7 protein-coding genes and 2 pseudogenes are annotated in these 16,295 nt (G+C 35.6%); 4 read left to right on the forward strand and 5 right to left on the reverse strand.

Annotation, left to right across the window (positions count from 1 at the left end; all coding sequences use genetic code 11):
* Positions 1-428 precede the first annotated feature (428 nt).
* From METHO_RS12520 to METHO_RS12530, 3 genes are all read left to right on the forward strand, one after another.
* Positions 429-5,129 (forward strand): PGF-pre-PGF domain-containing protein, encoded by a 4,701-nt coding sequence (locus tag METHO_RS12520; RefSeq protein ID WP_015313879.1) that lies wholly within the window; start codon positions 429-431, stop codon positions 5,127-5,129.
* 114 nt (positions 5,130-5,243) lie between these two features.
* Positions 5,244-5,861 (forward strand): tetratricopeptide repeat protein, encoded by a 618-nt coding sequence (locus tag METHO_RS12525; protein WP_015313880.1) that lies wholly within the window; start codon positions 5,244-5,246, stop codon positions 5,859-5,861.
* Between the two features lie 363 nt (positions 5,862-6,224).
* Entirely contained in the window at positions 6,225-7,130 is a 906-nt protein-coding gene (locus METHO_RS12530; RefSeq protein ID WP_156811306.1) for a hypothetical protein, read from the forward strand.
* Between the two features lie 94 nt (positions 7,131-7,224).
* Here the strand turns inward: METHO_RS12530 and METHO_RS12535 are convergent, their stop codons facing one another.
* A complete protein-coding gene (locus tag METHO_RS12535) occupies positions 7,225-9,306 on the reverse strand; it encodes an ATP-dependent nuclease (RefSeq protein ID WP_015313882.1) in 2,082 nt (693 codons plus the stop codon).
* A gap of 170 nt (positions 9,307-9,476) precedes the next feature.
* Between METHO_RS12535 and METHO_RS12540 the strand changes: the two genes are divergently transcribed.
* On the forward strand, positions 9,477-11,858 hold the full coding sequence (locus METHO_RS12540; protein ID WP_015313883.1) for a HEAT repeat domain-containing protein: 2,382 nt from the start codon (positions 9,477-9,479) through the stop codon (positions 11,856-11,858).
* A gap of 186 nt (positions 11,859-12,044) precedes the next feature.
* Here METHO_RS12540 and METHO_RS12545 read toward each other — a convergent pair whose 3' ends face one another.
* The 4 genes and pseudogenes from METHO_RS12545 to METHO_RS13470 form a co-directional block, all read right to left on the reverse strand.
* A complete protein-coding gene (locus tag METHO_RS12545) occupies positions 12,045-12,653 on the reverse strand; it encodes a hypothetical protein (protein WP_015313884.1) in 609 nt (202 codons plus the stop codon).
* 393 nt (positions 12,654-13,046) lie between these two features.
* A pseudogene (locus tag METHO_RS12555) lies at positions 13,047-13,851 on the reverse strand (IS5 family transposase); the annotation flags it as partial.
* A 134-nt stretch (positions 13,852-13,985) separates the two neighbouring features.
* Entirely contained in the window at positions 13,986-15,464 is a 1,479-nt protein-coding gene (gene ltrA, locus METHO_RS12560) for a group II intron reverse transcriptase/maturase (RefSeq protein ID WP_015313885.1), read from the reverse strand.
* A gap of 537 nt (positions 15,465-16,001) precedes the next feature.
* A pseudogene (locus tag METHO_RS13470) lies at positions 16,002-16,145 on the reverse strand (IS5/IS1182 family transposase); the annotation flags it as partial.
* Between the last annotated feature and the right edge of the window lie 150 nt (positions 16,146-16,295).

The following is a 16,295-nucleotide window of genomic DNA, read 5'->3' on the forward strand; positions in this document are numbered from 1 at the left end:
TCTGCATGTTTACGGATGATTTCTATAAAAACCCATTTTTAACCTATCATTTATAAATAGTAAGGACAATTTTCAAATACCGGATTTTTCGAAATCTTCTATATTATTAGGCATACAACTGTGTGTATATTTAACGACTTCAGTTGAAGACTAAACTGCTTCTTCTGCCCAATTGATAAGAGGTTTTCAAAATTTAATTTTTGGGTATGTGAATGCAAACATTAGCATTTAATAATATATTAATGAGTTAAAAACTTTTTAGATATGTATATATACTAGACGCATTCCATTATAAAATATAACATGAAGATGTTAAAGTTTTTGAACATACAATATACTTTCACACCTTGATGTAGTCTAAATTGGAAGTAGGAGTTGGGGATAGGGTAACTCTAAATTTTCTATTGATTGTGTAGCTGGTGGTACAAATGCGAATCAAGTTGATCAGATTAATTCTTTTTGGGATAGTATTACTTTTAGTAATGATGACTGTGGGAATAGGTTCATCTGAAAAAATAAATGTACAACAAGTAGGCAGTTTTGGCAGTGATCGAGAAATTGGAGACATAGAGGTAGTTGGAAATTATGCTTATGTCTTACAGCTCGGTGATCTTGTTGTATTAAGTGTAACTGATCCAACAAACCCAGTAGAAGTAAGTCGTATAACTCCACCAACAAATACAGGTTTTGGTAGTATTACTTCATCTGATAAATATATCTATGTCGCTGCTTCTGACTATTCAATTGGTACCACTCTTATGATATACGATATTAATAATCCGACTACACCAAAACTTGTAGGCCAATACACTAATCCTGATTCTACAGAAATTATAGAGGTATCTAATGATTATGCATATTTACTAAGTTATGGAAAAGGTTGTTTTATTCTGGATGTTAGTAATCCTGTATCACCACAACTAGTAGGACAGTATATTCTTAATGATATTACGAATCTTGACGTATCTGATCAATATCTACATTTAGTAGCTGGTCATTATTTAAACGGTAATTCCCAGACTGGCTCTTTCATGGTTCTAGATATAAGTAATCAAGCAGAACCAAAGCTTGTAGGACAGTATACTAACAGTTATATTTTTAATGATGTTGCGGTTTCTGGCCAATATGTATATTTGGCCAATGGTGCGAATGGCCTTATAGTTCTAGACATTAGTAATCCGACAATACCTCAACTTGTAGGAAAGCTGAGTGTAACTGGTAGTGATACAGAACAAGTTGTTATATCGGCTAAATATGCCTATGTGCTTAACTCGGATAGTGATGTATATTCTCTTGAAATTGCAAATATTGCTAATCCTAAAGTACCAACACTTGTAGATCAGGATTATTATACTAGTTATCCTGAAGATCCAGTAGAACATTATTCTGCATTTGATGGATGTGGCATTGGTGCTGTATCTGGTAATTATATATATATGATTCCCGAGTACGGTGGCCTATCTATTTTGAAAACTGAAATTCAGGATGATGGACCAACTGAAGGATCTTTAGTCCAAGTGCAAGGCAGTTCTGATGTCTACCTTATAGAAAATGGAATGAAATGCCATTTTACGTCTCCCGAAGCTCTTGAGTGGAACGGGTACAGTTTCAGTAATGTAATTCAGGTTTCAAGTGAGATGTTAATTTCCATTCCAGATGGCGCTGATATAAGCATCACTCAGGCTATAATAGACAAATATCATGCACTTGGTGGTTCTCCAATATTTGGACAACCAGTAGGTACAGGTGAGTTGGATGGAGAGAGTGATAGTGTAGGGAATTATTGTTCATACGTGAATTTCCAGAACGGTGCTATAGATTGTTTTAAGAACGGCCCACATACTGGAGAAGCGTATGCTATATTTAATCCATTGTTCACAAAATGGGGACAACTTGGATATGGAGCAGGTACTCTCGGTTATCCAATAGAAGCGATGTCTGAGCCTCAGATCTCTAAATATGGAACATTGTTTAGATATCAGACTTTTTCAAACGGAGGTCAGAGCGGTGCTCTTGAATATAACATCAATTCAGGGGAAGTAGTGGAGATACACGGTGCAATCTTTGCAAAATGGGGTACCTTGGGTTATGCAAACAGTGTTCTGGGTCTTGTTACAAGTGATGAAAGAGATGCTGTAACGTCCTTTAAGGGCACAACTGGCAAAGTGAGTGACTTTGAGAATGGACACCTTCACTGGCATGGTAGTGGCGATCATTATATGGCCACTTATATGACTTACGGAGAACTGGATGAACTATATGCAATTGTAGGTGGTACTGCAAGTGGATTGGGTTTCCCAATAATGGACCAAGAAGAAAGAGAGGGACATGAATACTGTGAATTTGAAGGTGGCAAGATTGAGTGGGATGATTCAACAAGTGCTTATGTTGTAAAATTAAACAATGTTGATTCTACTATAAAAGTGGGTGAAGGCGCTACTCCCACAGAGATTACACAAAAGTTTCTTGAAGCCTATGAACGAAATGGAGGATTAAGTGTATTGGGCGAACCAACTACAGTGGTTCATGAAGCTTTCGGATATCAAGTACAAGACTTCCCAGGAGCATCTGGCATTCCGGGGGGGGTGATCATGTACAATCCCATAAGAAATAACGCTTCTTATATCCATGGTGCAATTTGGGAAAAGTACTATAATTATCCAGATAAAGCTCAATTAGGACCTGTGGCAGAAGATGAAAAGGAAGCTGCAAAATCCCCCCAGGGAACAACAGGAAGGTACTCAAAGTTTGAGACAGGCACTATACATTGGATAAGTAATCAAAATGATGAAAACACAGGTCATCCTCAGAGGGGCCAAGCATTTGTTACTTATGGTAAACTTGATGAAGTATATACCAATTTGCATGGAACATATAGCGATTTAGGATTCCCCGTGATGAATCAATTAGATAGAAGTGGTCATGGGTACTGTGATTTTGAAGCTGGATATATTGAATGGGATAAGACCGAAAATATGTATAAATCATTTATATATTCATTCGGTAAAATTAATGTCTATACAGATCAGGATGCTTCAAAATTTGCATTATTAAAAGAAGGAAATTTTCTTTTATCAGGAAGTGGTAAAAGTTGGAATGATGAGCTACCAGTTGGGAAATATATGATTTATTTTTATGGTGTAGATAACTATTACTCTAAACCACAAGCTTTTACTCTTACCACTAGCGGCATTGACATACACGCAACTTATTTTAAATTATTGGGAGAAGAAATATCACAATATCACAAAAATGATTATTATGGTGCATTAGTGATACCTAAAGAATTGTTCCCTGAAGGGGATGGTAATGCTATACCTATATACGTTCCTGAAGTTGTGGATAATACGAATGTTGTTCGAGAGGAAGGAGATTGGAAAAATGTACGTACAATATCCCAAAAATTATCTGATTTTGATTGGAGTGCATTTGCAACTGGTGCTATAACCGGCATGTCACCATATGAAGAGTCTCCATACTATAATGATGCTGCATATATGAATTTCAAACACAATTCAGTTGCATCAAGTGCTGAGCTATTTTCATCAATAGCATATAGTGCAAATTCAGCTACCCAAACATTTGAGATAGATATTACCATTCAGAGTAATTCAAGAAATGATTTTAGAGCCGTAATCAGTTTAAGAAACAGAGCTTATGGGGACTTTATAGATCAATGGGTAGATAAAGGTTACGTATATAAAGATGGTAAGAAGTGGACTATAGACCCTCGTCACAAGGATGATAATAAAGTGGTATATGTTTCTTTGGATAGAGATACTAATAATATTCTTTACACGCCAATTGTATATTCAGGTGACAGAATAGATTTTCGTTACTATTTTGATGGATCTGGTGATGGTATTAGTGTCAATGGTGAGAACTATGTGAGATTTATGTCTTTTGTGGTTTCACCTAGTGAATCAAAATATGTAAGGGAAACAATTTCTCCAATGTATTTTGTATCTAACTCTCGAGATGTGTTTTACGTCCATAGTCCTTGTGATATTGCTGTCTATAATCCCCAGTCGAAATGTACAGGAATAGTAGATGGAAATGTAAAAGAAGAGATTCCAAATTCTTTTTGCATTGTTGATGAGAAACGGGTAGTAATTTATAATTCTACGGATAAATATAGTTGCACTTTAATAGGAACAGATAATGGAACATATGGATTAGATATTGTTTCTTTTAAGGACTTTAATACCAGTATTATTCAAGCTCTCGATATTCCAGTAACAGTAGGAAATGTTCATCAATATACTGTTGACTGGTACAATCTTTCTAAAGGAGAGATGGGTGTTTTCATTAACATTGATAATGATAATGATGGAGTATTCGAGAAAACAATTAAAACAGATAATACCATGATAACTGCAACTACTTTTTCCGATTCTAAAAGTGGCGGCGGTGGTGGCGGAAGCAGTGGGAGCAGCACCAGCAGTAAGAGTAGTAGCAGTGGTGGCGGAGGAGGCGGTGCAGGCTCTGCCGAAGACTATGCAAATGTAGCAATGAAAGATGTTGACACCCAGTACCTGAAAATGAATGCAAATGTAACCTATGAGTTCACAAGAGAAGGTAATCCCATCCAATCAGTTAGCTTCTATTCTCTCAAGAACTCAGGAGAGATTACATCCACTATAGAAGTGCTGAACAACAGATCAAAGCTGGTGAACAGCACCCCTGAAGGCTCCATCTATAAATATGTCAATATCTGGGTGGGTAAATCAGGGTTTGCCACTGCAGCTAACATTAAGGATGCTAAGGTAAGGTTCAAGGTCAACGACTCTTGGCTCCAGGATATGGCACTAAGTCCAGAAGACGTTAAGCTGCAGAGACATAATGGAACTGGATGGGAAATATTGCCAACTACCATCCAAAACAATACCTCCGGTTATGTGATATTCGAGTCTCGGACACCTGGCTTTTCGCCATTTGCTATTACTGCTGAAAAATTGCTTGCTTCTTCTACAGGTGACAATATGGATGTAAAGTCTACTGAGACAGAGGATGTTGGTATGAATGGAACGCAACCCAAAAAGACTCCAGGATTTGGATTCAGTATGGCCATTCTTATAATCGGAGTATTTGCAGGTGGATATGTGTACTTGAAGAGACGACAAAATTGATCAGTATACCCCTGTACAGAAGTACAGGGGAATTTACGGTTTAATTTGAACACTGCAAAAAAGCAGATATTGGCTCATTGGACATTAATTACAATACTGTAGGAGAGGATAATTGTGAGAACTAAAAGACTTATAATTCTGGCTATAGTGGTTATTGCTATTTTTAGTGCAGGATGCAATGACAAAGTAAATGAAGAGGCTCTAAGTTGGAATCAAAAAGGAAATGAATATTATAGCTATGGTTTAGATGAAGAGGCAATAGGAGCTTACGAGAAAGCCACTGAGATCGATCCAGAGTATGCTGATGCTTGGTACAATATGGGTGAAATCCATCTTGAGCACGGTGATTACGAAGAAGCACTTGTGGCATTTGATAATGTCGTTGAACTTGAGCCAAAGAATTCATCTGCATGGTATTACAAAAGTTTATCGCTTGCCAATATAGGCGAAAATCAAGGTTCGAGACAAAGTTTCGAAGGGGCAATAGTTGCATTAGATAAAGCTATTGAACTTGATTCGCAAAATGAAACATTATGGGATACAAAAACTTGGGTCTTAACAGAACTTGGCAGCTATGAAGAAGCAATAGAATCTTGTGATAAGGTAATAGATATTAATCCAGAAAATGCAGATGCATGGAATATGAAGGGTAGTTTACTTCATGAACTTGGTCGAACTGAAGAAGCTCAAATATGTAAAGATAAGGCTAAAAAATTGGGATATGGTAGCTAAATATCCAAATTCTATTTTTTACGACTTCCTTCTTTCACATTCCATACCAATACAACACCTTCAGTTTACTGTTGCCTATTCCTGTGACAACACTTCTGCTTGTGTCGCACTGTTTGAATGGCCTTGTCCAGTGATGCAATATTCTCTGCAAAAGCTCGCATATAGAACAGGTTTGTTCTGGAAACCCCTTTCATATCAGGTATTTCCGACTCAGCTTATTGACTTCTCTATAAAAAAACGTATTTAGTAATAAAAAACAAATTGCTCCGGAAGTTGAAAATAGATAAGTCCTATAGAATCAAAAAGTAAAATTTTTAAATCATACAGTAATACGTCTAAGGGGTTTAAAGTATGGGGGATTGCTTGGAACAATATGAAGTGAATAGATTTTTTGTGAAGCCTACCAAGAGTGAAGATAGAAAAGAAGCAAAAGACAATTATGTTGTATGCGTAAATTCTAACACAAAAAAAAGATTAGATCTTGGAAAGTTTGCAGTTGTTAGTACTTGTTGCGAGGAAATTAAACAAACACTCCATGTTCACTGTCAAGTTATACTCGATAGTACATTATTAAACAATGAAGTAAAACTTGATGAGACATTAAGAACCGCTCTAGCTTTTCCATGTGAATATGTGGATTATGCGAAACATACTGTAGAAATCTATCCATTGGACCTAACGTTACTTCAACTACTAAACGAATATATTTCTCGTTTACTTGGTAGAAGATATTTATTTTTCCGTGTTTGTAGAGCTGATAGTCTTGACATGGATAAAACATATGCAAGAGTCAATTTGGAATCAATCAAGTTACTTGGTACAACAGAAGGTAATAATCTTATTCTCGAAAATGCTATAAAGAACGAAAATAACCGTTATACTTTGAAAAAGATCTCTCTCCAAGTTTATGAATTAACTCCAGAGATTCAGAAAGTAAGAGATGGTTTACAGAGAAGATACCCTTATAGATTTCCATCTTTGGAAAAGGTGTTGCCAGTTGAACAAGATATTTGGCCTATTTTATTTGATTTATATGTAAGAGAAGAACTGAATCTAGAAGTATTAGATCCGTTGAAAGTAAGAAGAGATTTGTTAAGTATATTCCTTAGGGAATTCAGAGAATTTGGTATACTTTTTTTCCTAACATCACTTACAATAACAACACTTTTGCCCAATAATCAGATGACATGGAAATTATTAGCTTTAATTTCTTCTTTTATAGTCTCATTGTCATTAACATTGATTAATATCAAAGAGAGAGTAAAATAAATCGACAGCAAACTGAATTTTAAATCCGTTACATTTATATTCTGCACTGAGTTTTTAAGTTTGTAAATTTACAAATTTTAAAACAATTATTATTCTAATTTTCTATTGCACAGCGCACATATTCTTCAAATTCTTGAACGTCTAGATATTTGGAAAGATCTTCTTTGTTATCAATTACCCTTGTCACAATTTCAAATATTCGTATTTCTTTTGAGCCCCTTATACTATTACCATCAGATGTTAAATAATCCTCTAGTTCACCCTTTTCTAAAACGAAAACATTGTTAGATTTTAGGGTTTTTATAAATGCTTTCATTTTTGCATATATTTCCTGATCTTCTTTTAATACCAAGTAGTTTGCTTTGTTCCTTAAATTTGGCTTTAGGTGCATCCAAAGATCAAGGAGTTCATCTCTTACTGTCTCATCGGTTTCCCATTTTTCCATCAGATTACAAAAGGCTTTTGCATCCAGGGATTCTGCAGGTTTAAGTAACCTAGAGTTGATTTTTTCAGTTTTCTTCCATTTATTTTCTTCATTTTCTAGTAATGTACGTACTTTACTTCTGATTATAGACAATTCATTACTATTGAAATAAACAATGTCTCTTAGGTTTTCCAAATCTTTCAATATAAAATCAAGATCTGCAAGTGCAAACCATTTAATATTAAGGCTTTTGGCAATCTGGATGTATTTTGCTATGTTGCCTTTACCATTTGCCCGAATTACAGAAATATTGTTTTTATCCAAATATGAACTTTGATCCATTATTTTATCAGCTATTAAAGGTATAAATCGTTCCTCTGCTCCTTCGACAATTAGTATTTTTTCTGAAAAGAACAATTCGTTATTTTGTTTCCAATTAAAAATCTGCTTTTTCTTAAATTCAGTTCCATCATCAATGTTGACTTTATATTGACATGTACATCCATTTTCTTTTCGTATCACTGTTATATTGTTTATATATTCTGGCTTAATGAAATCAGAAGAATGTGTTGTTATTATAACTTGATTCTGTGCATCATTAAATGTTATAAAATCTTCAAACACCTGAAGTATAGATCTTCGTCCTTGAGGATGTAGATATAATTCGGGTTCTTCAACTACAAGCAATGAGCTATTTTTATGAAATGTCGAGCAATAATAACAAAAAGCACTTATTATAAACGCACTCTGAATTCCAGATCCTTTGTTGGATATAAGTGACTTATATCCATCATCAACAAATACATTGATTGACTTGTATATGTCATCTTTTGTGTCTGTAGAAAATTGGAATGAAAAATCACAGTCCTGAAAAGTCATATCCATGTTTTGTTTAATATTAACCGTAATGTCTTCAAACAACTCATTACCAACAGTATTAACTGATTGGAATAACCGGTTCATTGTTTCAGAATATGACAAAGTCTGAGCATTATCCTGATTTTGTATTTTTTTGTCTTTGTTTTCATCCCATATCCGCTTGATAAGTTTTCCATACCATGACCAGTTGTTAATTTTTAATTGCTTCTCTGGGTCTCGAAATGATGGAATAACAGCACTATTTATTAAAGAATCTCTAAACTCACTGTTAAGTCCCCAACACCTATATGCTGCATTATCTGTTTTCATTATAAAAGAAAAATCTTTTTGGATTATTTCTCCGGAGTTATCTTTTTTAACATACAATAGTATCCAGGCTTCTTTTATTTGTTTGAAATAGGAATTTAAATTATAGTTGGTATCATTGGGCTTTGCATATACCTTTTTACTATATTTGTATCCCCACGGAATAAAATCTGTACAATCATCCAGATCAGTTTCTATATTGATTTTGAGAGCATTGTTAATATCAAGTTTATTTTCAGATACTAGAAATGGTTCGCAGTTTAGTTTTGCCATCCACAATCCTTTGATTTCAGCAATTTGATTTGAGAAACTACCATCTAATTTTGCAAGTACCCAAAAGTATCCATCATCGACTTCTTTTTCCTGTTCCTTGTATTTAAAAAAATCTTTATCCTCAAAAACAAGGTAGGTTGGATATTTGTCTCCAAAAAGTAAGTTTAATGCGCTGATTATATTACTTTTACCAGCATTGTTTTTACCCACAATCAGATTCATGCCATTTTGGAAATCAATATCAACATGGTTTATGCTTCTGTAGTTTTTAATTATTAATTTTGATATGTACACCCGAAATACACCAGCTATCAGTCTCTATTTTTTACAATTATTTCTTTGGAACTTGAAACTATTTAACTGTACTTCATACCATAAGATTTGAAATGCAATTTGAAGATGTACTTCTCTGCAAGGATAGAAACAATAAATTTATAAACAGTTAACTATCACTTTATACGTGAATGCCAGCGGATCAGGAAGAAATACACAGGTTAAGTTTGAGTGAAGATAAAGAAGATAGGGCAAAGGCTATAGTGCTAATTGAAAACGAATTTGAAAATTTACCTGACAAGTATGACGCATGGAATGATCTCATTAGATTGGTGAATGATGAAATTTGGAGTAATAAAGTAAATGCAATTAACTTTGTATCTAGTGCTTTTAAATATCTTCCTGACAAATCTATTGCTTGGTCTGATTTCATTAGACTCGTGGGAGATGAGGATAAGGATATATATATAAATTTTCAAGTTTCTTATCTTCTATTTTCCGCTTTCAAATATACTCCTAATAAATATGTTGCTTTATCTGATTTACATCGTCTAACGATTGCTAGTCATTATTCTGTTAGAGAAATTGCTGCTTGTATCCTTGGTAGAGTGTTTCCTTCCATATCTGAAGAGTATAAATATGCTGCTTGGTCTGATTTACATATTCTAACATGTGATCTGCATTATGAGGTTAGACGAAAAGTTATTCATAGCCTTGCTTATGCTTTTGAACATATTCCTGAAGAACAGAAGTCTGAGGCTTGGGAGGATTTACATAGGCTAACAAGTGATGAAGATGACTTCGTTAGAAGCAATACTCCTGATCTCCTAAGTATTATTTTTTCTTCTTTCCCCGAAGAATGCAAGTTTCTTGCTTGGGAGGATTTACATAGGCTAACAAATGATGAATATTGTTGGGTTAGGACACATGCTTCTTCTTCTCTTGGTGTTTCTTTTAAGTACATTCCTGACAAATCCGTTGCTTTTTCTGACCTACATCGTCTAACAAGTGATGAAAGTCGTTGGGTTAAAGAAAGTGTTGTTTATGCTCTATTTTTTGCTTTTGAAAATGTTCCTGACAAATCTACTGCCTACAGTGATATAGTTAGATTAAAAAGTGATCCGGATTCATGTGTTCGTACAAAAGTTGCTGAGTACATTGGTTCGTATTTTTCTTCGATTCCAGATGAATACAAGTCAGCTGTCTTGTCCGATCTGCATAGTCTACTAATTGATGGGGACACATATGTTAGAATGTATGCATATTATTCTCTTGGGAAAATTTCGATACATGAAGCTTCTAAATCATCAAATGAAGCTGATTCTAGAATCTTGTTGGATAAAGCAATCCAATATTTTGAAAAATCCGTAAAAGAAGGTCCTTGGGAAAGCCCTGCGACATTTTGTAGTTTCTTTTATCGTTCTTTTGACGATGTTTTGTTCAAGAAAGTACATCCAAAAAATGTAGAGAAGGATTATATTGCAGCTGCTAAAATATGGAGCCGCGATTCTGAGACCAAACATAAACTTATAGAAGCTGTTGAACAACTATCTAAAGCTCTAGAAATAGCATACGATGCTCGTGAATCTGGTAGCGATTGGCAAGAAACACTAAAACGTTGCTCAGATATCTGTAATTATGCTGAACAATTGATGAATGATAACAAAGATAAAACACCTGCTGCACATAGTTTGTATAAGATAGCTAAGCCATCTTTTGATAAAAGAATAACAGAACTTATTGATAAATTGAAGGAAACAGCAGATATTGCTTACGATAAATCGCGGAATACTCCTGCTGAACCGATTGCTTCTTTCATTAAAGAGGAAATATACGGGTGGAGAGTTGAAAATCAAGTTCAAATGGAAAAGAGTCTTAATAACTTACTTTTTAGCCTAAAAACACAGATCCCTAATATTCCTGAAACTAAATTTATTTATGAAAAAATAGATGAGATAAAGAGTTATAAGATCGTTGAAGACCAGATTGCAGCTCTTATATCATTGATTCCTTTGATTCTACAGATGTCCATAGAATCAAAATTAAATATTATTATAGAGAACCAAAACAAAACTTTTGATAAAGTAACTCAAATCGATAAAACAACAAGTGACACAAATGAAACAGTTACTCGAACCGAAAGTAAGGTTGATTCAATCCTCCAAACTGTTACTGAACTAAAAGAGATTGCATCTAAGTTAAAGGCAGAAGGAAATGAAAAAGGAAGCCAGGACGTCAATGATATAGCTGATAAAATCAAGGTTTTACTGGAAAATAAAGATCCTAAAGAGATGACCCTTTTTATCGAAAAACTCCAAAAAGAAGTACCAGATATCTTTGAGGAAATCGAAAAATCCACTGCTCCTAAAGATGTGAAAGAAAAAGCAAAAATAGGTTTGAAAGACAAAATGATGGAAACTGGAAAGAGTATTACATTTGCTGTTGCTACAAACTGGATTGCTACTTATTTACCTTCTATCATAACTGCTGGTGTCTCTGGACTTTTAGTTCCGGGTATCATACTTGCTGTTTTGGTATCAATTGTGAATTTGAGAAATCAAGATCTAAAATAAGGCGATTGATAATGATTTTTGGACAGCAGTTTTGACTGCTTCTCTATCCCTTTGTCCTAACCAACGCCCTTTAGAAAATATAAATAGGAGTTGTTTATATTTGGCTATGTTCAAAGTGATTAAACTAGTCTATTTACCCACCAGGAAAAGCAAAAAAAGTAGTAAGAAAAGAATACCTGCAATAATTCAGGTTTCTGAGACAAAGATCTCCTTGACAGGCTGCAAGGAATCAAGATCAATATCTATTCCATAGCGTTCTACAAATTCCCGGGTTCCGATACGATCCGGGGTCCAGTCCAAAAACCACATTTTAGATACAATTTTTCGAGTAAGGATTGGCTCATTGCGTTTCACAGCTTCATCTGGAGCTATATCTAAGTTCGAAATCCACCGCAGCTTGTTAATACCAGCTTCCTGCGAGCCACGTATGAAGGCGTAGAACGCACTTTCCATCCGGCTGATAGTTTCAGCTGCAGTCTTTCCAGAGGGCATTGCACGGAACCTGTAAGGGCGGAGTTTATGCTGCAGGCACCACTGCTCAAGTAAGACAGCATGTAAGGAAGGAAGCAGATAAGCATGGAGCTGATGAGGAAAATCAATGTGCAGAAGGGAATCAAGGATCCCGGGATAATAATAGCGGTATTCCTGCAGGCTGGTTCTCCGTACATGTATCCTGCCGTTTAATCCCATATCCTTGGGAGTGTGGGTATGCAGTACCCTGCGGGGAATAGGGGTATCGCTGTTGATTAGTACCATTTCGATGGTGGCTGCATTCCATTTCTTTTGGTTCGTCATATTTACACTATATTTGTTCTAATTTTATATTAGTGTATGGCATTTTGCCTATGTTTTTCTCCGACCAAGTATTCAAAAGTCTATAGGAATATGGCATATCCTACCTGCTACCTCCCCATTGAACCCAAAAAAGATATCAGAAAAACATACCTCTTTGAATCTGGACAGCAAAATGATCAAAATTACCCTTTGTTGATAAAAAAGATGCTTTTTACTACATGGGTGGTAAAAATATACTAATTTATTTTTGGTATTTTTCATACAGAAGAGGATTCTGATTAACCCTCTGTTTTTTATGTCACCATAAATTTGAAGTGGCATTTATTCTCTTTATCTCTGTTTTTGCTTCGTTTCTTTCATTTTTTCCTTGTTTTTAGGATAGCGGAAGCTATCCTAAATAATTCCTTTATGTTTGAGTGTCTTCAACTGATGTAAGTTAAAGCAAAAAGCCGTCATCAACATCTTTACATTTACTCTTTCCACAGTTGTAACAAGAACTTTTCCTGCATTAAATACTTCTTTGACCACAGAATATACTCGTTCTCCTGGAGCTCTCTGACTACTGATCTTTCGTTCCTCAGGAGATCGCTTATTTCTAATGGATGTCCTCTCACAGCTCTCTGCATTGTTGCAGCAAAACCTTTTGCAATTGCTCCGAAATACCCTCTATCTCTGTATACAACTTCATTCAATTCAGAGAGATCTATCTGAGAATCATGAACCGATGCAGTTGTTGTTTTGAATCTTCTGATCAATTCATAATCCTTATCGATGATTGTGTGGAGCTTGTAACCAAAAATGATCTACTACCTTTTTTTGTCCAGGTTCCATCTTTACTTCGTCTTGTTTTTGCTTCTTTTCCTCTAGGTTCATCTGCTTTAACATGTCCCGGATTTGAATGGATGAAAGTAGCATCCTGGATCATTCCTTTTTTGATATTCAATCCTAGAGCATCAAGCTGCTTCTGCATTTCAGTCCATATTTGCTCTTCTTTTCCATTATCGACAATCCTCTTCCGAAATGACCAGACAGTTGTACTGTCTGGTACATATTCAGGGAATGAAAGAAATTTCCGGAAGGAGATTCTATCAATGCATTGTCGCTCAAGTTCAGCATCAGAAAGATCATGCCATTGTTGTAGTACAAGTATTTTGAACATCACAATAACATCAGCTTCAGGCCTACCGCCTGAAGCTGTTGTCGAATAAGAAAGAGCGATTACTCGCTCTCCCTCTTCTAAGAACCGTACGTGCGACTTTCATCGCATACGGCTCAAGCATTCTATAACCCTTTCTGTATCGGGCAGCTGTTAGACATTCTGTGATAGTTACTCTACAACACTTGTTTCTGCTTTCTCAGATAGTTTGTTCTCCATTTGAAGTATTCTTTGTCTATATAGGGGTTCTTATCCATTTTTATACATGGATGTCTTATAATCTTCGTATCCGTGAAAGATTTAAGTTTAAGCCCCTCTGCAGAGAATACCCAGTTCCTTGACCCTATCCCATGCCAATATCGATTTACTATCCATTGGTGAGATTTGTCTGGATGGCGCCTTTTAGCCCACGTCCATAGCATATTCCATAATCTGAAATCAAGCTTACTGAACGTCTCTTTAGCAACTGCTGAGCGATGGTATTCGCTCCATCCAACAATAATAAGGTTAAGTTTCTCAATGAGAGAACTTTGGGACAAAGCCTTCCCTTTCTTAATCACGTTACTTATACTTTTTGTGATTGTCGCAATAGATTTGTTCGAGGGTTTGATTAGGAGTTTACCGTTGTATTTCCGGAAATTCCATCCCAGAAAATCAAATCCATCGTCTATATGGGAGATAAGGGTTTTCTCACGAGATAGTTCCAGTCCTCTATCCTTTAAGAATAGTCTGATAATCTCAGCAATATCTTTAGCTACTTTCTCTGAATCTGCAGTGACGATGAAATCGTCTGCATATCTCACAAAATTGACTTTATGAGGGTTATACCCATTTTTGTTGATAGTTCCCCTCTTGTTTGTATGGTACTTTGTTGCTATTGCCTTTTCCATACCATCCAATGTGATATTCGCCAAGGTTGGAGATATTAGGCCACCTTGCGCAGTGCCTGCTTTGGTAGGATTCAGATGTCTGTTGTAGACATAACCAGCTTTAAGGAATTGCTTTAAGATTGACTTATCCATAAGAATATTGTTCAGGAGCCATTCGTGATTTATATGGTCAAAACATCCTTTAATGTCACCTTCCAGAATCCATTGAGCTGAGTTCCTTTTGCTCAAACATGTGAACAATTGGGCTTTTGCATCCTGTGAACTTCGATGTTTGCGAAATCCAAAAGATGCTCTGTCTGCAGTGGTTTCTGCTATTGGGTTTAGGACAAGAGCATATAATGCCTGCATTGCTCTATCGTACATTGTAGGAATGCTTAGTGGTCGTTTTTTCTTCTTCCCAGTTTTCTCAATATAGATTCGTCTCAATGGTTTGGCTTTGTAGTTCTTACCAGATAATTCCAGAACAGCTTTTATATTGGAGGTAGATGTTGTCCACTTTTCTCCATCAATTCCAGCTGTTCTTTTACCTCTGTTCTGTGTTACCTTCTTTACTGCCAGTAATTTGGCATGAAAAGAGTTGGTAAGCAAATATTGTAGCCGTTTAACTAAATGCCACTTCTTTTGTCTAACCGCTTTTACAATTCGGGTTTGCAGCTTATTAACGTTCTTTCCGACTGTTTTCCAATCGATTTGTTCCCATTTGTTTGGGATTGAATTGTCTGCAAGCCTCTCACCTGACGGTGTCGTTGAGTGTCTTGCATTCATAAGTTTGCCTCCTTTCATGTAATAGAACACCTACGGTAAGTCTGCTCCCTTTCGGAATAAGGCAAATTTTGAACCTCTATGCATTCCATTACAGAATGCCATTCGCTTTTTACCGTTTCCTTTATCCCCTGTGCCATTGTTCATTCTCACAAATTCACTACCTTTTTTTTAGAGGAGCACATGGGACTTACCAAGTTCTACAATACGAATAATCACGGAAACCTTAGAAGCCATCTATAGGCCGGGAATCTATTGTCCATTCGCCATAATGTTAATAAAGCCATTATGACCAGATTCCTTACCTTTTGGTTAAAGCGTGTCATTCCATTTCGCTTATCTGTATTAACGACCCTTAAGATGGTTCGCATTATGCTCTTCATAATTTCCTTAACCTAGCAGTTAGTCAAGGATTGGAATTCCTTGCTTCCTACATTGTCCTATGAGCTTCATACTTTGACGTTACCACCAACGCATGTCATAGTAGGTTTATCCCGAGTGGAAGGGATAGCTATAAAGCAATTCATAATGTAGCTTCTTGTCGCACCTATTATTATACATCGATTCGAGAATAGGACGAAATGGTTTCCAGTCTATTAATGATTCTATTTCAGCAAGCTTGTCACCAACAGACTGAAGGCGTTTATATTTTTCATTAAGTGCAAAACCAATTAAATCATTCATGTTTATTAATTTACTTTGCTATTGGTTATATTTTAGTAGGATGTTATGCTGGGGAGAATAGGTTTATCGAAATTCTCCAATGTTTTGTATTAAAATAATTCCAAAAACAAATAGAAAAAATTAAATATGAACGTCTAATCAGTTTACACA

The organism is Methanomethylovorans hollandica DSM 15978 (genome assembly GCF_000328665.1).
Taxonomy (GTDB): domain Archaea; phylum Halobacteriota; class Methanosarcinia; order Methanosarcinales; family Methanosarcinaceae; genus Methanomethylovorans; species Methanomethylovorans hollandica.

What these genes read in the sequence shown, in the direction of transcription:
- METHO_RS12520 (WP_015313879.1), top strand. Translation starts at nt 429, where the DNA reads ATGCGAATCAAGTTGATCAGATTAATTCTTTTTGGGATAGTATTACTT.
- METHO_RS12540 (WP_015313883.1), top strand. Translation starts at nt 9,477, where the DNA reads ATGCCAGCGGATCAGGAAGAAATACACAGGTTAAGTTTGAGTGAAGAT.
- METHO_RS12545 (WP_015313884.1), bottom strand. Translation starts at nt 12,653, where the DNA reads ATGACGAACCAAAAGAAATGGAATGCAGCCACCATCGAAATGGTACTA.
- ltrA (WP_015313885.1), bottom strand. Translation starts at nt 15,464, where the DNA reads ATGAATGCAAGACACTCAACGACACCGTCAGGTGAGAGGCTTGCAGAC.